Raw genomic sequence first — 18,470 nt, forward strand, 5'->3', positions numbered from 1 at the left:
GAATCGTTGATTGGCTAGCGCAAAATACTTCCGAATGATCGGTGAGCGAGCCTCAGAGGATCTGTTTGCATGGTCGGCATTTGTCGTGCAAACAGAATTCCTATGGCAAGACACGGCGTCAGTCCAGGACGCCGTCGCTTGGCAGCGTGTTTGGTTCGAGCTGGAAATACTCAACGGGCTTGCATTGGCGCAATGGGAGGATGAGGGAAAGCCTGATAACTGGTCGTGCCGCTGGAACGCCGACTATCGACAAGAAGCGGCGGTCCTGGCGAATGAGTTGTTGGAGCTGCTGTGCGATGCAGTCTGTTCAAAACATGCCGAATAGAAACTCGGCTGCTCAATGAACCTTTGTCTTTGGGGACTTGTCATTACGAAAATGGGCATGACCCGGTATATCCGGCTAGACCTGTCGCAAGGTGAGTATATGGAAGACATAGATGATTTTAGATTTAGATGCCACGAGCTACTAGTTGAGCTTGATGCCGCCAATACCAAAATGATGATGATGGTGGTCTCGAAGAGAGTTTCAGGGCCTGATTGGGATGAGGAAGTCAAAAAGCATCATGAAGCATACAAGGCCTGGAACTCTTTTCTTCATCCCGTTACCGTCCCTCCAGACGATCAGCATTAGTTCTTATTAAGTGGCCAGAAGGTTCCCGAACAATGGGGCTGGGCACGACCAAGTGTTGTAAATGCTTCTATCGTATCGGGCCGGAATCAGTCTGGGGTATCGCCATTGCCAGCTTTGAGTCGAAAGCGGCTTTTAGTAAATGGCGGCTAATGGCCCAGAGTGTGTAAAAACGCTTCACCAAAATTTAAGTGTCCGCGTCTACGTCAAATCTGAAATTTATCGGTACGTCAGCAGATGTGGATTTTGCGTAGAAACGCGATTTTCGGTTCGGTTTTGAGTACCTGTCGCGCTCAAAAACGTTTTTCCACAGCCTCGGCCAGAAGCAGCCATTCATAATCCCTTAAGGTATAGGGATGCTAACCTCGCTAGGCCAAACTGAGGCAAGGCACCTGAGAGATTCCGGGGATCAAAAAATGGAAGAAACACTCTCCTCTACATTTATGCGCACCAAAGGGAAGCCCATAAGTTTCAATGGAAAAACTATCGTTGCGATAATGGAGATCAAGATCACAGAACCCAGAACCGTCTTTTCAGTTCGTCGATTGGGCGCTACGAACGGTCGAGTGCAAGGATTGGCATTAAAGATGATGGGCGGGCAAATCGTCGTCGAAGGCTCTGGCAACGGCTGTCCCGAAATAGTTTTGTGGTCTGATACCAGTCCCGATGCTTTGGAGATAGAAGTGTTTTCTAAAGGTGGAAACGTTCTAAAAATCTGGAACGTCTGGAAGAGCGCTTTTGGCATGAACGCATGGGTTGGCAATGCTGGAATTCACGTCCACGGGACCGATGGCACGATAACGTTGGAATGTAGCGACGGGGTGGGTGATGTCGACTTCTCCGATTATGTGGTTGTTGTGGAAAAACGATAATGCACGGAGTTATGTCGGCTTTGGGTCGACTCCCGCCCATAGTGAACGGCGGAGGTCGTTCAAACCCCTAGCCAAATACACTGTCGCGAAGATCGCACTCAAAAATTTTGGTGCAAGTGTGCAGCCAAGGAAAAGGGAGGATTCATGAGTCTTGATCTGTGCTTGGAAGCTGATAGTACGCTCACAATTTCGACGCTGAGCAAGGCAGTTGCGAATGCCGGTGCTTGGGAAATAGAGGTCGCAGGAAATGGGCTATACGCTGAATTTAGCTCGGGACTTAAATTGAGTACCAATGACGTACTCGATGCCCCTACGATTTATGCTGAGAATACAATGGGTATCGACTTCCCTGTCGCTGTGCGTTGCACCATCAGAATTAAAGGGCCCGAACCAGAGGGGGAGTCGGCTATGGAAGATCTGAATAAAATCGCTCGGTCCATATCTCAGTCGTGTTCGGCTTTCTTTCTTATTAGCTTTCAGTTCGAAAAAACCTTGTACTGGCGGGATGCGACAGGGCTGCATCGTCCTTGAGGTAGGTGCCTGCGCGTCCTCTTTCAGACATTTCCGAATGGTGTTTTTTCGGACGAAAACGCCCCTGAATTGAGGAGCTGCTTTTGGCCGATCTCTGACTGTCGCCACCGTCAGCTTTGGGTCGGTTTCAGCCGGTCGCGACAGGCAGAAATCGGCCAAAAGCGGTCATCAGGTGTCTACAGAAACAGGGGCTATTCAATCAGCCATCCAGACCGTTGGAAAAATCCTCCTAGGGTTTGTCTGAAAAGTCGCTTTGGCTAAGATGACGTGCTCTGGTTGCTGGGAGGGCCGTTATGGCAGGCCGATATGAAATCTCATCTGCACGTTGGGCGATGATCGAATCCATCGTTCCCCTCCTCAACGCATGGGACGCCCAAGGCGCGATGACCGTCAGATGCTTAACGGTATCTTCTGGATATTGTGCTCGGGCGCCAAATGGCGGGATCTTCCAGAGCGCTTTGGGCCTTGGAAGACTGTTTGTGACCGCTGATGACGGATTGCCGCTGTTGCGGACGGGACGCTTACCCGGTCAGCTCGCGAATTACCCAGAGCCAATGATCGTTTACGTCACAACAGCCCGGGTCAGCTAAATATCAGCAACTGGATCAATCTCGCTCCAGCGCCAACAATGGTCTTTCAGCATGGCCACGCCTACCGACACTTGGCCAATCGGTCACCATTATTCAGAGCATATTGCGATCAAGCTTTACGGCTCCGTCCGATACCCTGAAGCATTCAAACACCCAACCATAGAATGCTACCTACATTTAGGCCCACTACTCCTAAGCGACAAGTCGGCTCCTCGCTGCATCGACTCTATGCAGGCGACTGGCAAACGGCTCATTGCATATGTCGCCGTTGACCTATAAAAGCAGATTGAACGATTATGCGGGATTTTTCCAATAGTACTTGGAGTACTCACGGCATGAACTAGAGTTCGTTAGCGCAATTTATATCGCCGTCAGCCCAGCGCTTGATATCACTTATCTTCGGCGATCTAGCACCGACACTCAAGATGCTCTTTGTTGTGTACAACCTGACCTGTGCTTTGTTCGCATCATGTCTTTCTATTTCAATTAGGGCGTTGTTAATCAACAGTCCTTCCGAAAGGAGCTTTTGATTGATCTCACCTTCACTACGCTCATCACTAAACTCGCTTAATACGATGACCGGCTTTCCTGTATATGTCTCATGTTCCAGGCATTGTCTTGCCATTAGTCTTAAGTTTCGATAAGTATCGGAGGGCGTCTTCTCGCTAGTGAAGCTGCCGTCATAAGATGAATGACTACTTTTTAATTCGCTGACGGTTATAGCGCACCCGCTGATTGAGATAGAAAAGAATAGTATAGGCAAGGATAAATATTTCAATTTCAACTCCATTGTTCTGGTATGGGCCCTCCGCCGGGCAGGCATCAAATCATGCTTTTTCAGTCGGAATTGTGTTTTGGAAAATCAACAGTCGCCAGGAGTCCACCCTCTGCAGATGTACTTAGCCATACGTTGCTGTTGTGTTGCAGTGCAACCGCTTTGACTATTGCGAGCCCCAGTCCGCTGCCGCTTTGCATTTGATTGGGTTCGCGAAAAAACCTATCGAAGACTCGCGCCCTTAATTCAAATGGAATGCCAGGGCCTGCATCTGAGACACGTAGCTGAGTAGATTTATCAAGTGATCGCACATCTACCTCAACGCGTCCGCCCTCAGGGCTGTACTTCACGGCATTTTCAATTAAGTTATCAATCAGCGACATAAGGCGTTCCCTGATGCCATTGATCCAGCTTTCACCATCAGAGTAGAATTCAAGTTCAATCCTACGCTCAGCCGCTAGGGGGGCCAGCGCAGCCATTTGCTCTTGTATGAGGGTCGTCAGCGGCACAGCCTCCATAACAGTGTCGATGCTTGCTTCGCTATGCATCAGCAGCAATAACTGATTGACGAGACGCGCAGCACGGCTATTGCTGCGAATAATCCCTGCAAGCAGCTCCTGTTGATTAGTGCTGCTTACATAGGACTGCAAAGCCTCAACATTGATTCGCATTGCAGCCAGGGGAGTACGCAGCTCATGAGCGGCATCTGCAATGAAAACCCGTTCCCTCTCAGAACTTGCTCGCACTCTGGCAAGAAATAGATTAGTCGCGTCCACCATTTGGCGAAGCTCTATCTGCTTTGGTCCTTCTTTTAAGGGGGAGAGATCTTCTAAAGTTCGCAAAGAAATACCATTTATCACCTTGCTCCAAGGGCGCATTGCAATACGGACTGATAGCCATGCGGGAAAAAAAAGAAAAGGAATGCACACCAGCAGCGGCAATATGTAGTATCCACGAGAGTTCAGGTATATGAAGAATTTCCAGCCTCCGGCAGGGGTAATAAGTGTTACCTCCGCGTCGGAGTTCCCTGATTTGAGAGTACGGCTATTCCAGCTGCGCCCCTCACTCTGAATGCTCTGAATTTCTCCATACCTGCTATTTGTTACTCCTGTCGGAGCACCATCAGATGAATAAATTATCTTTCTATTCTTACGAACAATGAGGCTGATTGACAGTTTGGGATCTTCACCTCCGCCATAACCTTCCTGCAATGCTTCGCTGAACTTTTCCAGCACAGTAGTGAGGTCCTGCGGGCGATCATCCATGCGCTTAACTAATGTAAGAATGGTTTCGTAAGTATTGCTACCCGTGAGCATAGAGGGGCTTCGCAAGTTCTCCCACAAGATGTAGGTCAGAAAAAGACACCAAAGCAGTGTAAGTAGTAGCATCTGGGCGAGTATAATTCGTCTTACAAGCGTTGGCGTTTTCAAGTTGAGCCAAAAATTTCGCATCAACCAATCCCTTTCTGAATTGTAGCGGTATCAATGACATACCCCACACCCCGCACCGTTCGCACATAGCCTTCGCCGATTTTGCGACGCAAATTTCCCATATGCACATCCAGCGGATTACTCATATTTTCTTTCGCGCCGAATAGCCTTTCCTCCAGAAAACGTCGTGTAAGCACGCGGTCAGCGCGCATCATTAAAATTTCAAGCAGGGCGTATTCACTTGCCGTTAAATCAACATTACGTCCACTAACTGTCACGCGACGAGTCGGCATATGAAGAAATAATCCTCGAATTTCTATCACCTCATTTTGAAAACCGTAACTGCGTCGGGCCAGTGCTCTCACCCTAGCCAACAACTCGGCGAGAACAAATGGTTTTACCAGATAGTCGTCTGCACCCGCATCGAGCCCACACAGGCGATCTTGCAGAGTGCCTCTTGCAGTCAGGATGATGACGGGGATCCCCCTGAACTGCTGACGTAAGCATGCTACCAGGCTCATGCCGTCACCGTCGGGCAGTCCGAGGTCGAGTAGCACAAGTTCTGGTACGCAGACATCGAGCTGATGCAACGCATCTACTTTTCGGCGAACCCATATGACATCTAACCCTTGATCTGCAAGTGCGATACGAACGCCATTGCCGAGATCCAGGTCGTCTTCGATTAGGAGAATTTTCACAATAGTTACGTTATCAAAAGTGAATGAAGAACGTCTGAAGAAAAAATATATTAGGAAATCTATTAGGATTTGTCTGAAAAGTCTCTTTGACTAAAATGATGCCCTCTGATTGCCAAGAGGGCCGTCATGACAGGCCGCTATGAAATTTCATCTGAGCGTTGGGCGATGATCGAAGCCATCGTTTCTCCTCCTCAACACATGGGGCGGTCAAGGCGCGATGACCGCCAGATGCTTAACGGAATCTTCTGGATTTTGTGCTCTGGTGCCAAATGGCGAGATCTTCCAGAGCGCTTTGGGCCTTGGAAGACCGTTTACCAGCGTTTCCGACAATGGCGTGACAACGGCACTTTTGAGCAGGTTCTGCGCCATTTACACCTTCGTTTGTGCGAAGATGGCTTTATCGATCTGAATACCTGGATGGTCGATTCGACATCGATTCGAGCTACCCGAGCGGCCAGCGGTGCTGGAAAAAAAGGGGCCCGCAAGAACCGCAACACCACTGCCTAGGCCGTAGCCGAGGCGGATTGACCACCAAAATACATCTCGCCTGCGACAGCCATGGCTTCCCCCTGGCTGTCATGTTGTCGCCCGGTCAAGAAGCCGACTCGCGCTATTTCATGCCGCTACTGGAACAGATCAGCCTGCCAGGCAGCAAGGGTCGTCCGCGTAAGCGTTGCCGATGTGTACTGGCGGACAAGGGCTATGACAGCCAGATACTGCGTCAGTACTGTGACCGCTACGGCATGCAGCCGATCATTCCCTTGCGCAAGATGCATCGCAAGCCTCGACCAGGCCTGCCTCGACTGTTCGACAGGCCACAATATAAAAAGCGCAACGTGATCGAACGGCTGTTCAGTTGGCTCAAAGAAAAACGTCGGCTCTGTACGCGATACGAAAAACTGGCGAGCAGCTTCAAAGCCATGGTTACACTGGCCTGTATCGAGAAATGCTTGCGGGCTGACTTTTCAGACAAACCCTAATGCTCACATATCAAGAGCGGACTGGTACTTCGCTATTGCAGAAAAAACCTTTAAACGAGCTCGGTGCAATAGCACTCTTACGTTAGTCAGCGATATCCCAAGAAGCGTAGAAATTTCGTTTAGATCCAACCCAGAGCGCTCCCTCAATATCAATACGCTTCTCTGCAATTCCGGTAGAGTCTCGAGAGCAATGTTGATGCGAGCATATAGCTCGGATTCGCTCAGAAGTGCTTCAGGGCTATCTTCATGCGATATCACGGAAGGAGTGTAGGAATAATCACCTACGACTAAAACGCCTCCTCCCTCAATCCACGAGGTACATGGAATACAATTCGACTCACTTCGCCGAGCTTTATATCGGCACTTCGCCGTATTGGACGTGACGGCCATCATCCAGGTTCTTAAGCTAGATCGTCTCTGAAATTTGCCTATGCCTTTCACAATCGCAAGCCATGCCTCTTGCACTACGTCATCTGCATGGTGCCGCCCCACGATTCCATAAGCTATGGCCTTCATGGCTCCCTGATGCGTGCACACCAAATCACGATATGCGTCTTGTTCTCCGCGCAATAGGCGGTCCAAAAAATGAGCGTCATCCTTGGCGTTCATGGCAGTACCTAACTGTGGTCGTATCATGATCGTAGCTGTCCTTGGCAGAGATGACGGTTCGGATCATGAAATGCCTAACCACTCATCGCACTGCATCGCTTGATAATCTCGGATACTCATCGCACTCGAGCCCTCAAGAGCACATACGGATCAACCCATTCACTAGATGCACAGCGAAGATAATTAAATGTGGAAGGAGTGAAGCGCCGCTACTTTTCAAGACGCATGCGGCTGGCAGCTGCTGGCCGATCTCTGCCTAAGTCCACCGTCAGCTTTGGGTCGTGTAGCGACGGTATCCCTCCCGCCGCCAGCATAGGTAGAAACCGGCCAAAAGCAGCTGCTCATAGGTGTCTAGGAAACTAGGGACCATTCACTTCACCTTTCGACGACTTGCTTCAAGTTTTCAGCTTTGGGTCGATAGCCTTTTGAGCATCTCAACAATCATTGGAAAGCAGGAACGTCGTATGCGCGTCAGAAACCTCAATTTAGCTCCACGAGCTGCCCTGTTTTTCGCTTCAATCATAGTTCTTGTTTTTGTACTCGGCGTATTCGCAGTCCTGCAAATGGGCAAGCTTAGGGATGCCGAAAAAGACGTTGAGCTCAATTGGATGGCCAGTATCCGACAAACGGCTTTGATGGACAAAGCGACACTTCGCCTGAGGCTCGAAACCCAGCGAGCCATTGCCGATCCTCAGTCCATTCAAAAGAACATTGAAAGCTTCGCCGGCTATCGCAAGGCTTTCACCGATGCGGTGGCAAACTATGATCCTCTGATAGCGAGTGATAAAGAGCGCTCGTTTTACACACCGGTAAAAAACAGCGCCGATGCATATTCCAAACAACTAGATATTCTCGAACCTTTGATGAGGCAAGGTGAGATCGCCACAGCGGTCAATCTGGTGAGTACAGGCATTCGCCCGCTCACGAATACAATGGAGCAGCAAATTAAAGACTTGACCAACTTTAACAACGAAGGCGCAGCGCAGGCAGGGCAAACCGCGACCGATCTCTATAGCCATGGTTTTTGGCTTGTTATCGGACTTATAACGGGCGTGGTCATTTTGACGGCAGGATTGGCTTTTGTGCTCACGAAAAGTATTACCTCTCCGATTAACGATGCCCTGTCTGTGGCAGAGCGTATCGCGGCTAGTGATCTCTCCAAGGAGATATTGGTCAGTGGTACTGATGAGGCTGGGAGACTGTTGAAAGCTCTGGCGCAGATGCAGGCAAACCTGCGTGCCACAATTATGCAGATATCCGATTCTTCCACCCAGTTGGCCTCAGCTTCGGAGGAGATGACAGTGGTTACTGAAGAGTCAAGCCGGGGCCTTGTTTCCCAGAACGATGAAGTCAATCAGGCTGCAACAGCGGTCACAGAAATGAGTGCGGCAGTTGATGAGGTCGCTCGCAACGCGGAGTCAGCTTCCGAAGAGTCAAAGCGTACCCAGGGTTACACTGAGGTAGGTTTGGCGCGGGTGGCTCAGACGTTAAAGTCAATTCAAAAGCTGAACGGTAACGTCGAAAACACAAGCCAACAGATTCAAGGGTTGTCAGATCGTGCCCAAAGCATCACTAAAGTTGTCGAGGTGATTCGGGCAATTGCAGAGCAAACCAACCTGTTGGCGTTAAACGCCGCTATCGAGGCCGCGCGAGCTGGCGAGCAAGGTCGTGGATTTGCAGTGGTCGCTGATGAAGTAAGGGCATTAGCCCACCGCACCCAAGTGTCGACTCAGGAAATTGAGCAGATGATTGCTGCTATTCAGAGTGATTCTGACCTAGCCGTGAAGGCGATGAATACAAGCAGAGACCTGGCCACCGAATCTCTTGGTGTTGCCCAAGAGGCCAGTACCTCACTGGATCAAATATCAACGGGCATTATTCAAATTAACGAACGCAACCTAATGATCGCGACAGCCTCTGAAGAGCAATCTCACGTCGCTAGGGAAGTTGATCGAAACCTGGTCAGCATTCGTGAACTTGCAACACAGAGTGCTGCTGGAGCCGCCCAAACAGCGAGTGCGTGTGGTGAGATGTCAAAGCTAGCGGTGAACCTGAATCAGTTAGTTAACCGATTTGTTGTGTGACAAAGGCTTTTTGGGGGCGCTGATGGCTAGCTTCAGACTAGCCACTCAATGACCGGTTGAGTAGCCTAATTGATGCAATCGTCGCAACACCAGGCAGTTCCTATAAACCGAACTTCCGCTTTTGGCCGACTACTGCACTTTGTAACGGGCAGCCATCGGCCAATAGCAGTCATTGCGTACGAGCTGAATCGGACGCTGCGTATGCCTGAAGTGATGGGGTTTCGAATCTTCTCCTTCACCGCCAAATTGAGAAAGCGCAAGCCCCTGATTTTACTAGAGAAAGTCGGGGGTTTGTGGTTTTTGGCGTCCAGAAAATAGCCCCATGGGACCACCATGGGACTGGTGCTCTATTTCGGTGCGTAAAGTAGAGCCAGTAACTGATGCGAGTCGCCATTTCATTTACCACCGGCGACCTACCCAACTGCTGGCAGTTTTCGGCCAGAATACGGCTCAGGTGATAGAGTGGAGTAAGCGGGAATCGACCCTAGGTATGTGTCTATCAAGCAGAGGCGATACAGCTATCCAATAATTGACGTCTATTTGTGGGGTCATCGATGAGCGAAGCACCGCGCGCAAACACAAAACTCCCTCGGCACGCTGCAGGAAAAATGGAGCTTCAAGGTGGAACTGGGCCAATCACAAAAATGTGCCCCTGCGGTTCGTTCTTAGAGATTTACAAGCAAGACAAAACCTTTCGAGTTCAGACGCCTGAATCAATTGATCCAGATAACACTAATCCAGATGCACCCTGGGTGGTGTCCCCAGTGGCCGATGTGGGATCAAGCAACCCCATAGTTGCTCGCGTGCTTCTGCAAAGCCGGGAAATGCTTGACCTCGCAATGTTCGAAGGAGATATCGATAAAGTAGCGGTTTTATCGCATCTACACAGCTGCAAGGAAATGCTGCTTGCTTGTGAAAGAGTGTCTACCAGAGTTGCTTCCCGCATTGATGAAATCATCATCAACATTACCGCGCATGGCGTAGCCAAAGATAATCACGGTCGTGGCCTAAACCCTTTTCCTCAGGTTCACGACTTAGAGTTGGATTGCGGGACATTTTTAGTTCAAGTGAATAGAGCGATCAAGCTGATCTGCGAACTACCATCTATGTTTATTCAGCTTAACAAAATAGATACTAATTTTGATCACCTCGCCGAAAGGCTGTCGGATGCCCTAGGGGAGACATCTTCGATTTCTACATTTGTGCGAGGTAACGCGGAGAGTGTGCGCTCTTTGATCGAGCTACGTAACTTTCACGAGCACCCGAAGCAAATAAGAACCGTAATTGAGAATTTTCGTGTGCTGCCGGACGGACAGATACAAACACCTACTTGGTATTTAAAAGGGCAGGACGTGGTCAAACCTCGCCCTATCATGGAAGATATGGCCGCGATCGTAGAATTTATCCTTGGTGTTACGGAGTGTATGTTTATTCATCTCTTGATGCATCGGATCTCGAATGAATTTCCCTTTTGCATACAAGAGGTGTCTGAAGAAGAGAGAAATTCGGCAGTACCAATTCGCTATAAGCTTTCCCTTGATGTCACAAGGATGCAGGAAACCAATTGACCTCATGGCAGATCAGGGAGTCAGTATTAGTTTCTGCACGAATCGATCTCGACCTTCTTGTCGATAACTGCTCTGGACGACAGTTGGATTGATCACTGAATGCGAATAACGCCGCTTATGTTCAAAAGGCCCCCGCACCAAGGCTTGGTGTGGGGGCCTTTTCCGGTGGCTGCGGTAACGAAGCCACCCTATACTGGTGTACCAGTGCGCCGTGTGCTGGTAAGTGCATAACATAAGGACTAGGGCATGCCAGCCAACACCGTACTCCTGACTAACGATCAGCCAGGCTTACCAAACGCCAGGACCCAGAGAGCTTGGTATTTACGGTTGAACGCTCTACATGCCGCTACAGACCAGGCGGACGCTATACGTGCCTACCATAACGCCGTTGGCTACACGCAGGCTCTGCGGGATGCGGAACTGATTGCGAATGAAACAGAACTGGCCATGACATCTACTCTGGCCGAGATCTGGAAGGCTGTCGCGGATCGCTTGGGAGCCAAGACGGTGGCGAAAAACGTATGAGCGAAGTGTTTTCTCTTAACGGCGTCAGCCTGCCAGATTTGATTCGCACCAAGTCGGCCAACCACCTCGCACGCCTATGGCGTGCTGCAGATTTGCGTGCTTTAGAACTGGCCCTGGAACGCGCCGAAGGCTTTGTGGAAGGTGTACAAGCGTCGCGCGCGTTGACTCCGGCCACCATCGAAGCGCTATCTATTGCGGTAGACGTCGCTGCCACAGCTCGCCGTGAGGAATTGACTCCATGATAGGCGAAGCAATCCAGTCGGAGACGTTGAAAGCCCTGGTCAGCCAGCATGCAGTGCGGGAGGTGGGGCTGTCCATCCGTCTGGGCGGTCCCACCGGGCAACTGCAGTTCTTGCTCGGGCTCATTTTACGTCTCCACCTGCTAGTTCGACTGACCGCTATTGGCCGGTTAGCGACGGCCTGACTTCGACCGTCGCTATGCATGATCAAACCTCAGTCTGTTCCGCCATCTCCAGTGCGTCATCGACCTCAATCCCCAGATATCGAACAGTGCTCTCCAGCTTCGTATGGCCGAGCAGCAACTGAACCGCCCGTAGGTTCTTCGTTCTGCGATAGATTAGTGATGCCTTCGTACGTCTCATTGTGTGAGTGCCATACATGGCTGGATCAAGGCCTACGGCTTTCACCCAGCCTTTGACGATACGAGCGTATTGACGAGTGGATAGATGGTCCGAGGTATGCAGCCGGCTAGGAAAAAGGCAGTCCTCGCTGCGTAGTTGTGCCTGATGTATCCAGGCCACGAGAGCTGACCGTGTTTGCTCAGTGATCTCAAACTGCACTGGCCGCTGCGTTTTCTGCTGCTTCACCATGGCTCGTGATGATACGTGCTCGCCATGAGCGACATCGCGCACGCGGAGCTTGGTTAAGTCGCAGGCTCGAAGCTTACTGTCGATGGCCAGATCGAAGAGAGCCAGATCCCGGGTTCTTTCCGCAATTTGAAGCCTTACTCGGATGGCCCAGATATCTCTCAGTCGGAGTGGGGCTTTCTGCCCGACTAGTTTTCCTTTGTTCCAGGGCTGACGGCTGCAGGTAGCGATGATGTTCATGACAAGTCCTCCACGTGTGGAAAGACAAGGATGGCTAATCAGAGCGACGGTTGCTAACCGGCCAAGAGCAGTCACTCAGCGCCTAAAAAACGGAGGGCGACTCACGGGTCGTTTTCTTTACTCAACAAAACCGTCGCTATGAGGGAAAGATGCTATTTAGTTAGTCTTACGATCAAGAAGGTGAATTCAAGGAGCACTTCGTGTGATCAAACCGATAATGCTGTTACGCCGAGGCTTCGCCTCGATGCGCTGGCGCACCAGGGTCACGTTATGGATTGCGGCAACCATTGCCGGCCTGCTGGTGGTGGCTTTCGCAAGGCTGGCAGACATGGCCTTGGCGCAGTTTGCTCAACAGATCGCTGAGCGAGCGTGGCTTCCTCTTGTTTACACCCCACTGATCGGCATGCTCGTAGTCTGGCTGACAACGTGCTTTTTCGTGGGCGCCCAAGGCAGCGGAATTCCTCAAGTAATCGCAGCAACACGACTTGCGCGTCAAGGTAAGCCCATTAACAGACTGGTCTCATTGCGCATTGCTTTCGCCAAGATAAGCCTTGGAACTCTGGCGCTGACGGGCGGCTTTTCGGCGGGGCGTGAAGGCCCCTCAGTGCAAGTTGCCGCATCCATCATGCACTTCTTTCACCGCTTCCTGCCCAATGCGCGAATCGTACGCAGCGAGGATCTCATTCTGGCGGGAGGTGCAGCGGGTATTGCGGCCGCATTCAATACGCCCTTGGCAGGGATCGCATTCGCGGTAGAAGAACTTGGACGCAAGCTGGAGACCCGTACCAGCGGGGTTCTTCTCAGCACCATTATCCTTTCTGGGATGGTTGCCATTGCCTTGCAGGGAAACTACAACTACTTCGGTCATTTTGGCATTCAGGACATCAACCTCGACATAGTCGTCCCGGCATTAGTTATAGGGATTGGGTGCGGGTTATTGGGTGGTTTGTTCAGCCGAATGTTGTTATGGCCACAGCGGCATCCACACTTCATCATCTGGCAGTGGCGGCGTCTGCACCCGGTGTGGTTTGCCGGCATCTGTGGATTGGTCGTCGCTATATTGGGTTGGCTGAGCGGCGGAATGTCGTTCGGTAGTGGCTACGGCATTACCTCTCAGGTCATCGCATCTGATGTAGTCCTGCCATGGCACGCCCCCATCACCCGATTCTTAGCGACCGTAGTGACCTACTTCTCTGGTATTCCAGGAGGTATTTTTGCCCCTTCGCTTGCTGTAGGGGCAGCAGTAGGCGCCAATACCGCAGAGCTATTCCATCTGGCAGCGCAGCCCACTATTGCACTCTGCATGGTTGGTTTTCTGGCTGCCGTCACTCAGTCGCCAATCACCTCCGCAATCATTGTGATGGAGATGATTGATAGCCACAGCATGGTGATCAGTCTCATGGCGGTAGCCCTGATCGCCAAGGCTGTCAGTTCAAGAATGGGCCCTGAGTTGTATCAGCAATTGGCGCGAGGCTTCCTCGAGAGTGCAGAAGCTGTCACTAAGCCAAAGAATCCAACTCAATAAGCCTACCGCGTGATCGTTCTAGCCAGTGAGCTAAGTTGATCCTTCTCATGCTGCAGCGCTAACGTGGACTCTGCACGAGCCATCAGAAGATCCACGTGCCTGTCGCATGCATCTTTAAAGATCGCTGGGTTTATTTCAGCGAGACTGATGAGGGCTTTCAACAGGCGCACGTTAACTTCCAGCAAAGCTGCACCATCCCTGCTGATCGGAGCAAAAAAATCATCGAACAGATCATCAACCGTCAATCCTCGGAGAAAGACCTGTTTACACCCTTGATCCGTTTGCGAGCTAGAGAAGTGAGGCTTGCTCCAGCAAGTTAAAGTCCTCACTCCCCGGCCAATGACATCGATGGCTGTCCCTGGGTCGTTCACCGCAGGCGATAAGGCGCGAGAAGCGATTTCCGAGAGCACACAAAGTCCGAAGCGTGGATCATTTTCAAAGGTTCGACGGACGCCGAAGGTCAGGGTCGCTAGAACCTTCTCTCTTGTAGTATCGGTATCACCGCCCCTTGTGTTGCCCAAGCTCACAATGTGGAGCAGTGGCATTCCTTCGTGCACAAATGTCCCCGGAAGCACCTCCAGATAAATCTGTATTTGATCGTCCTGCGCGATGGCTCCAAGTGCGCTCACATCAATATGTTGCACATAGCCTGTTAGCTCACTTTTGACTGTGATTGCGCCAGGAGGTAGCGAAAGATCGGTCGGGTAAGCTGAACCGCCTAAGTAGGGCCACTGAACTCGTTGAGTGATTGCCGTTATCGCAGCCTTCTCGACGCGGTCGATGGTTTCTCCCACCCGTCCGAGTTTTGAGAGGTGATCGATCCAGCGCAAGAGGGTGTAAACGATCAAGATCACCACAATTATCGTCACTGCGAACAGCAACACCCGACCTTGCGTGCCATAAGCCCCCGTGCTCAACGCGATGATCCCTACCAGGCTAAATAGGAATGAACCTATAAACGTGGCAAGGGCATTTTGGGTCGTGGTGTCTTCCATTACCAAGGTGGTGGCGCGCGGTGTCACTCCGCTACTCGCGGCACCGTAAGCGGTGACCATCGTGCTTAACGAAAAGGTTGTGACGGCCAGCATGCTGGAGGCAATGATCCCCAGAATTTTGTCTACGGCATCTGCACCGATACGCGCTGGCAATGATTCTGGGATGAAATCTTTGAATACAACAGCGAGCAACGCCGTCGCTACCCCTAGAAGGGAAAATAGAGAGGCTCTGAACCACAGCCGTTTGGTGAGTTGATTCGTGACCCAGCGCCAACGGGCGATCATGTGCAATCCTTCAGTGAATACGTCGATATAGTCGCAGATAGGGCTGAAGTTTTATTCGACTATGGGACGACGCGGGAGATGAACAGTAAGAAGCTCAAGTTATCTGATTTTAAATTGATAAAAGTCAATAGCGGGGCATCAAGCCGGCGTCCGCTATTGGCCGTCTGCTGCCTGTCGCAACGGCAGTTTTTGGCGAATGCTGACCCTCACTCTAAACCGTTTCATTCACTTAACTCACGGGTGGCTCGGGACATCCGCCTCCCCCGCTGCTACGCTTTCGGCTCCTTCATTGGAGTCGAAACAATACCCACTGAATATTCACTGCCTGATGTCCTTGAGCGTCTGTACCAAAACCAGTTCGCCTTAGAGGCGGCGGTGATGGAGTTGACGTTGTGGATTGAGCGCAAGGGTACGACGGACACAGGCGACAATATCCGCGGCGCGCTACAAACGATTGGAGAGAACGCCGGACACATCAAACAAGGCTTGGCAAAACTGAAGGCCCGAGGCCCACACTAATTAAGCTGTCCACGACGTCCCGCATGCGACAGCCTTGCTTGGACTTTGTGCGCATACAGTCCGGGCCATCTGTTCGGCGCAAAGGATGACCCCACACTTTACAGTTCGTCAGATACAAATCCCAAACTCCCTGAGTTTATGTAAAATGGCATAATATGCCAACGATCGAAACAATATGTTTGCCCAGAGTTGGAGCTAATGATGGCGACGCGAAACGTTGTGCTCACCCCTCACCAAGAACAGGTTATCCAAGACCTGGTCCGGTCCGGCCGTTATCAAAATGCCAGCGAAGTGATGCGAGAAGGTTTGCGTTTACTGGAGCAGCGCGTCGCCGAAGACACTGCCAAAATTGAGGCGCTGCGTCTGGCGACCTCGATCGGCATCATGGATCTTGAACACGGGCGCTTTACTCAATTGAACGAAGGGCATCTGGAGCTTTACCTAGAGGGCTTGAGCCTGGAGGCCACCACTCTCGCGAGCGAGAAACACTGAGCATGCCGCAGTATCGGATTTCCAACGCGGCGCGCGCCGACATTGTCGACATCCTCAGGCTCTCCCAGACGCAGTTCGGCGATCAAGCACGGCAGCGCTACCAGGCGCTGATACTCACGGCGTTGCAAGCTCTTGCCAGCACTCCTTATTGCATTGGCAGCCACGACCGTGATGAGCTTGCACCGGGCCTTCGCAGCTATCACCTCACCTATTCACGCCAGCAGGTCAAACACCCCCATGGGAGGGTCAAAAGCCCACGCCATATCGTGTTCTATCGTGTGGCAAATGACGCCCTGATCGAGGTCGTCCGACTCCTTCATGACGCCATGGAAGTGCAGTTGCACTTGCCGAACGACTGATCACCGACCGGGCAGTTTAACCGGCCATGAACAGCAAAGGTAGGCGCCCCCTCTACATCGCAACCTGAGCCCCTCCCCCGCTGCCAGCCGATTCGGCGGCCAATTGAAGCACGATGCTCTGGCCCCGACCGGAATATCGAGATCCACGACAAGAAACACGATGTTCAATTTTGCCCACCGCTTTCAATGCTGAACAACCGCTTCGTAGGCGTTTTCCGTGCCTAGGCGCCTCGCATTACGCTGCAACTGCCGATGGACATGCGGATCAACGTCCCTAGCATCCAGAGCCCTGGCAACATCACGCAGAGCACGAGCATCTCTGGAGTCAATTTCAGGATAGGTGCAGAGAGAAAGACCCAACAACACCATTTAAGGATATCGACTCATTACCCATATCCTCTTCCGGACGAGCAAGGGTTTGCCAGATACGGGTTGCTAATCCAGTATACGGAGGCGCACTGAATACCAGCCAAAGCCACCCAAGTCCGTGCCAGAAATCGCCATTCGCGATCGCTCGAACACTACGCGCAACTGGGGGCATAACTGGGGGCATAATTCGTTTTTTTCAGGCTGCGACTACCGTGCTAGAGCCCAGTCAAAATGTTTTTTGGGGACCCTGAGAGTCTCTAGACGTCTTCTGGCAGGCTGTTCATTTGATCATTTTTGCCTTTCGACAAACCATGGAGCTCCATTCACTACCAGTGGATGGCTACATTGGGGGCACATCTGAGGGCATGCTTTGGATGGTTTGAAATGATTGCCCCCAGCCTAAGGCCCAGCGTAAGCGTCCACCCAACTCACTTTGCGTGAGTCAGGCCGGCATTCAGTGATGCGGCAGCAGTTGCCCGATTCCATTGGCGTTCTGGGTAGGCAGCTGAGTCAGCACATCCTCGAGATAGGCATACTGATCATGCCCATTTCATGCGCGCTGACTGGATTAGGCTCATGATCTCCGCCACCCGTTTGCCGCTTCAGGCACGCAGGAAGTTACGTGCATGTTCACCGGCACGACTTGGGCTGAAGTCATACCCCACAGCCTTGAGTGCAGAAAGCGGCATGGTGCTATAGGCCCATATGTAAGCCCGGTGAGTTCTATTCTCGGCTGGCGCAAGCATTTGCACTGGCGTTTCATCGGCATGGATCTCGCCCAAGCCCGTACTGCTTAGCGCAGCGTGAACTTGAATCCCACGCCAAAAAACATGCTCCACCGCAGCCTTGGTCAGCCTCCTGAGCGTGGCTGAGCTAGAAGGCTTCGCCCGCCCAAACTATCCATCATATGAATAATGCATGTGCAAACATGTGATTTCCATAATCTTTGTGGATTGGAGAGTATTTACCCATCGAAACCCGCCATCTCCAAAGGGGAATGTCATGTTCAGTAAGGCAGTAGCTCTCGCACTTATCCCGGTGGGTACCGCACTGCTGGCAGGCGCAGTCCTGCCCTTCCAAGCCGCCAGTAACGCAGCCGTGGGCCGAGCGTTAGGGCACCCGCTTTGGGGGGCGTTAACGTCGCTGTTTGTCAGTGCCATTGTGGTGGTGATTGCACTGTTAGTCATGCGGGTATCTGCGCCTGATGTCGGCAAGGCTTTACAGGGATCCTGGTGGTTTTGGATCGGCGGCATTTTGGGTGCCGTGTATGTAGGCAGCGCAACGGCCATAACTCCCCAGCTAGGGGCTAGCGGATTTCTATTGCTCGTCGTAGCGGGACAAATTTTAGCTTCCGTTCTGGTTGACCATTTCGGGCTAATGGGACTCGCCAGCAAACCAATCACCTTCACTCGACTGGTAGGGGTCGTGCTCATCTTCGGTGGTGTGTTGCTGGTTCAGGGCATCGGCACGCCGACGGTCGAGAACAGCGCTACCCAAATCTACAAGTAACCCTCTCTACCCGTTTTATGCAGGCCCGCAACGCAATTGCAACTTTCTAACTCACGATAG

At 51.6% G+C, this 18,470-nt stretch carries 20 protein-coding genes and 3 pseudogenes; 15 read left to right on the forward strand and 8 right to left on the reverse strand.

The genetic code is table 11. The features are described 5' to 3' along the window. Window positions 1-10: 10 nt before the first annotated feature. The 5 genes and pseudogenes from AC0IYH_RS01340 to AC0IYH_RS01360 form a co-directional block, all read left to right on the forward strand. Complete coding sequence (locus AC0IYH_RS01340; protein WP_015371109.1) at window positions 11-325, forward strand: hypothetical protein; 315 nt, start codon at window positions 11-13, stop codon at window positions 323-325. A gap of 99 nt (window positions 326-424) precedes the next feature. Then, a complete protein-coding gene (locus tag AC0IYH_RS01345) occupies window positions 425-631 on the forward strand; it encodes a hypothetical protein (protein ID WP_032883549.1) in 207 nt (68 codons plus the stop codon). A gap of 413 nt (window positions 632-1,044) precedes the next feature. Further along, window positions 1,045-1,500 (forward strand): hypothetical protein, encoded by a 456-nt coding sequence (locus AC0IYH_RS01350; RefSeq protein WP_471832753.1) that lies wholly within the window; start codon window positions 1,045-1,047, stop codon window positions 1,498-1,500. Between the two features lie 144 nt (window positions 1,501-1,644). Continuing rightward, window positions 1,645-2,031: a hypothetical protein gene (locus tag AC0IYH_RS01355; protein WP_471832754.1), complete on the forward strand. Its 387-nt coding sequence runs from the start codon at window positions 1,645-1,647 to the stop codon at window positions 2,029-2,031. Between the two features lie 293 nt (window positions 2,032-2,324). Beyond that, window positions 2,325-2,518: pseudogene (locus AC0IYH_RS01360) on the forward strand (transposase); the annotation flags it as partial. 443 nt (window positions 2,519-2,961) lie between these two features. On the opposite strand, the gene AC0IYH_RS01365 reads toward AC0IYH_RS01360, so the two are convergent. The 3 genes from AC0IYH_RS01365 to AC0IYH_RS01375 form a co-directional block, all read right to left on the reverse strand. After that, the gene (locus tag AC0IYH_RS01365; protein WP_198140456.1) at window positions 2,962-3,399 is read right to left on the reverse strand and encodes a hypothetical protein; all 438 of its coding nucleotides are present in this window, start codon (window positions 3,397-3,399) and stop codon (window positions 2,962-2,964) included. Between the two features lie 59 nt (window positions 3,400-3,458). Next, window positions 3,459-4,712 carry a sensor histidine kinase gene (locus AC0IYH_RS01370; protein WP_471832755.1) on the reverse strand — a complete coding sequence of 418 codons (1,254 nt, stop codon included), beginning with the start codon at window positions 4,710-4,712 and terminating at the stop codon, window positions 3,459-3,461. Between the two features lie 134 nt (window positions 4,713-4,846). Next, window positions 4,847-5,524, reverse strand: a complete 678-nt coding sequence (locus AC0IYH_RS01375; protein WP_017530590.1) for a response regulator — start codon at window positions 5,522-5,524, stop codon at window positions 4,847-4,849. A 126-nt stretch (window positions 5,525-5,650) separates the two neighbouring features. Between AC0IYH_RS01375 and AC0IYH_RS01380 the strand changes: the two genes are divergently transcribed. Beyond that, window positions 5,651-6,504, forward strand: a protein-coding gene (locus AC0IYH_RS01380) for an IS5 family transposase (protein ID WP_471832756.1) whose coding sequence is annotated in 2 segments (ribosomal slippage) — window positions 5,651-5,999 and window positions 5,999-6,504 — 855 coding nt in all. Because the reading frame shifts where the segments join, the coding sequence is not laid out codon by codon here. 3 nt (window positions 6,505-6,507) lie between these two features. Here AC0IYH_RS01380 and AC0IYH_RS01385 read toward each other — a convergent pair. Then, window positions 6,508-7,113, reverse strand: coding sequence for an RNA polymerase sigma factor (locus AC0IYH_RS01385; RefSeq protein ID WP_065881608.1), 606 nt, complete (start codon window positions 7,111-7,113; stop codon window positions 6,508-6,510). 464 nt (window positions 7,114-7,577) lie between these two features. On the opposite strand from AC0IYH_RS01385, the gene AC0IYH_RS01390 reads away from it, so the two are divergent. From AC0IYH_RS01390 to AC0IYH_RS01405, 4 genes are all read left to right on the forward strand, one after another. Continuing rightward, the gene (locus tag AC0IYH_RS01390; protein WP_058421615.1) at window positions 7,578-9,197 is read left to right on the forward strand and encodes a methyl-accepting chemotaxis protein; all 1,620 of its coding nucleotides are present in this window, start codon (window positions 7,578-7,580) and stop codon (window positions 9,195-9,197) included. Between the two features lie 554 nt (window positions 9,198-9,751). Further along, window positions 9,752-10,765 (forward strand): hypothetical protein, encoded by a 1,014-nt coding sequence (locus tag AC0IYH_RS01395; protein ID WP_471832757.1) that lies wholly within the window; start codon window positions 9,752-9,754, stop codon window positions 10,763-10,765. A 246-nt stretch (window positions 10,766-11,011) separates the two neighbouring features. Further along, window positions 11,012-11,290 (forward strand): hypothetical protein, encoded by a 279-nt coding sequence (locus tag AC0IYH_RS01400; protein ID WP_471832758.1) that lies wholly within the window; start codon window positions 11,012-11,014, stop codon window positions 11,288-11,290. Continuing rightward, window positions 11,287-11,532, forward strand: a complete 246-nt coding sequence (locus AC0IYH_RS01405; protein ID WP_471832759.1) for a hypothetical protein — start codon at window positions 11,287-11,289, stop codon at window positions 11,530-11,532. Before AC0IYH_RS01400 ends, AC0IYH_RS01405 begins: the two co-directional genes overlap by 4 nt. Window positions 11,533-11,736: 204 nt before the next feature. Here the strand turns inward: AC0IYH_RS01405 and AC0IYH_RS01410 are convergent, their stop codons facing one another. Further along, entirely contained in the window at window positions 11,737-12,357 is a 621-nt protein-coding gene (locus AC0IYH_RS01410; RefSeq protein ID WP_471832760.1) for a tyrosine-type recombinase/integrase, read from the reverse strand. Between the two features lie 202 nt (window positions 12,358-12,559). Here AC0IYH_RS01410 and AC0IYH_RS01415 point away from each other — a divergent pair, with 202 nt between their 5' ends. Further along, window positions 12,560-13,882 (forward strand): chloride channel protein, encoded by a 1,323-nt coding sequence (locus AC0IYH_RS01415; RefSeq protein ID WP_471832761.1) that lies wholly within the window; start codon window positions 12,560-12,562, stop codon window positions 13,880-13,882. Window positions 13,883-13,884: 2 nt separating this feature from the next. Here AC0IYH_RS01415 and AC0IYH_RS01420 read toward each other — a convergent pair whose 3' ends face one another. Further along, window positions 13,885-15,162 carry a DUF2254 domain-containing protein gene (locus AC0IYH_RS01420; RefSeq protein WP_471832762.1) on the reverse strand — a complete coding sequence of 426 codons (1,278 nt, stop codon included), beginning with the start codon at window positions 15,160-15,162 and terminating at the stop codon, window positions 13,885-13,887. 303 nt (window positions 15,163-15,465) lie between these two features. Here AC0IYH_RS01420 and AC0IYH_RS01425 point away from each other — a divergent pair, with 303 nt between their 5' ends. The 3 genes from AC0IYH_RS01425 (at window position 15,466) to AC0IYH_RS01435 (ending at window position 16,532) form a co-directional block, all read left to right on the forward strand. After that, complete coding sequence (locus tag AC0IYH_RS01425; protein WP_046036385.1) at window positions 15,466-15,681, forward strand: death domain-containing protein; 216 nt, start codon at window positions 15,466-15,468, stop codon at window positions 15,679-15,681. A 201-nt stretch (window positions 15,682-15,882) separates the two neighbouring features. Then, window positions 15,883-16,173 carry a type II toxin-antitoxin system ParD family antitoxin gene (locus tag AC0IYH_RS01430; RefSeq protein ID WP_471832763.1) on the forward strand — a complete coding sequence of 97 codons (291 nt, stop codon included), beginning with the start codon at window positions 15,883-15,885 and terminating at the stop codon, window positions 16,171-16,173. A 2-nt stretch (window positions 16,174-16,175) separates the two neighbouring features. Next, window positions 16,176-16,532, forward strand: a complete 357-nt coding sequence (locus tag AC0IYH_RS01435; RefSeq protein ID WP_046036275.1) for a type II toxin-antitoxin system RelE/ParE family toxin — start codon at window positions 16,176-16,178, stop codon at window positions 16,530-16,532. Window positions 16,533-17,355: 823 nt separating this feature from the next. Here AC0IYH_RS01435 and AC0IYH_RS01440 read toward each other — a convergent pair. Together AC0IYH_RS01440 and AC0IYH_RS01445 are read right to left on the reverse strand one after the other, a co-directional pair. After that, window positions 17,356-17,503, reverse strand: a pseudogene (locus tag AC0IYH_RS01440) (transposase domain-containing protein); the annotation flags it as partial. Window positions 17,504-17,512: 9 nt separating this feature from the next. Beyond that, window positions 17,513-17,680: pseudogene (locus tag AC0IYH_RS01445) on the reverse strand (IS66 family transposase); the annotation flags it as partial. Window positions 17,681-17,903: 223 nt separating this feature from the next. On the opposite strand from AC0IYH_RS01445, the gene AC0IYH_RS01450 reads away from it, so the two are divergent. Beyond that, window positions 17,904-18,410 (forward strand): DMT family transporter, encoded by a 507-nt coding sequence (locus tag AC0IYH_RS01450; RefSeq protein ID WP_471832764.1) that lies wholly within the window; start codon window positions 17,904-17,906, stop codon window positions 18,408-18,410. Window positions 18,411-18,470: the final 60 nt, after the last annotated feature.

The sequence above is a fragment of the Pseudomonas sp. AC463 genome (assembly GCF_979253585.1).

Bases quoted from the DNA above. Each gene is read 5' to 3' on its own strand.
- AC0IYH_RS01430 (WP_471832763.1), top strand. From the start codon at position 15,883: ATGGCGACGCGAAACGTTGTGCTCACCCCTCACCAAGAACAGGTTATC.
- AC0IYH_RS01410 (WP_471832760.1), bottom strand. From the start codon at position 12,357: ATGAACATCATCGCTACCTGCAGCCGTCAGCCCTGGAACAAAGGAAAA.
- AC0IYH_RS01405 (WP_471832759.1), top strand. From the start codon at position 11,287: ATGAGCGAAGTGTTTTCTCTTAACGGCGTCAGCCTGCCAGATTTGATT.
- AC0IYH_RS01390 (WP_058421615.1), top strand. From the start codon at position 7,578: ATGCGCGTCAGAAACCTCAATTTAGCTCCACGAGCTGCCCTGTTTTTC.
- AC0IYH_RS01435 (WP_046036275.1), top strand. From the start codon at position 16,176: ATGCCGCAGTATCGGATTTCCAACGCGGCGCGCGCCGACATTGTCGAC.
- AC0IYH_RS01450 (WP_471832764.1), top strand. From the start codon at position 17,904: ATGTTCAGTAAGGCAGTAGCTCTCGCACTTATCCCGGTGGGTACCGCA.
- AC0IYH_RS01345 (WP_032883549.1), top strand. From the start codon at position 425: ATGGAAGACATAGATGATTTTAGATTTAGATGCCACGAGCTACTAGTT.
- AC0IYH_RS01400 (WP_471832758.1), top strand. From the start codon at position 11,012: ATGCCAGCCAACACCGTACTCCTGACTAACGATCAGCCAGGCTTACCA.
- AC0IYH_RS01395 (WP_471832757.1), top strand. From the start codon at position 9,752: ATGAGCGAAGCACCGCGCGCAAACACAAAACTCCCTCGGCACGCTGCA.
- AC0IYH_RS01385 (WP_065881608.1), bottom strand. From the start codon at position 7,113: ATGAACGCCAAGGATGACGCTCATTTTTTGGACCGCCTATTGCGCGGA.
- AC0IYH_RS01355 (WP_471832754.1), top strand. From the start codon at position 1,645: ATGAGTCTTGATCTGTGCTTGGAAGCTGATAGTACGCTCACAATTTCG.
- AC0IYH_RS01420 (WP_471832762.1), bottom strand. From the start codon at position 15,162: ATGATCGCCCGTTGGCGCTGGGTCACGAATCAACTCACCAAACGGCTG.
- AC0IYH_RS01370 (WP_471832755.1), bottom strand. From the start codon at position 4,712: ATGCTCACGGGTAGCAATACTTACGAAACCATTCTTACATTAGTTAAG.
- AC0IYH_RS01350 (WP_471832753.1), top strand. From the start codon at position 1,045: ATGGAAGAAACACTCTCCTCTACATTTATGCGCACCAAAGGGAAGCCC.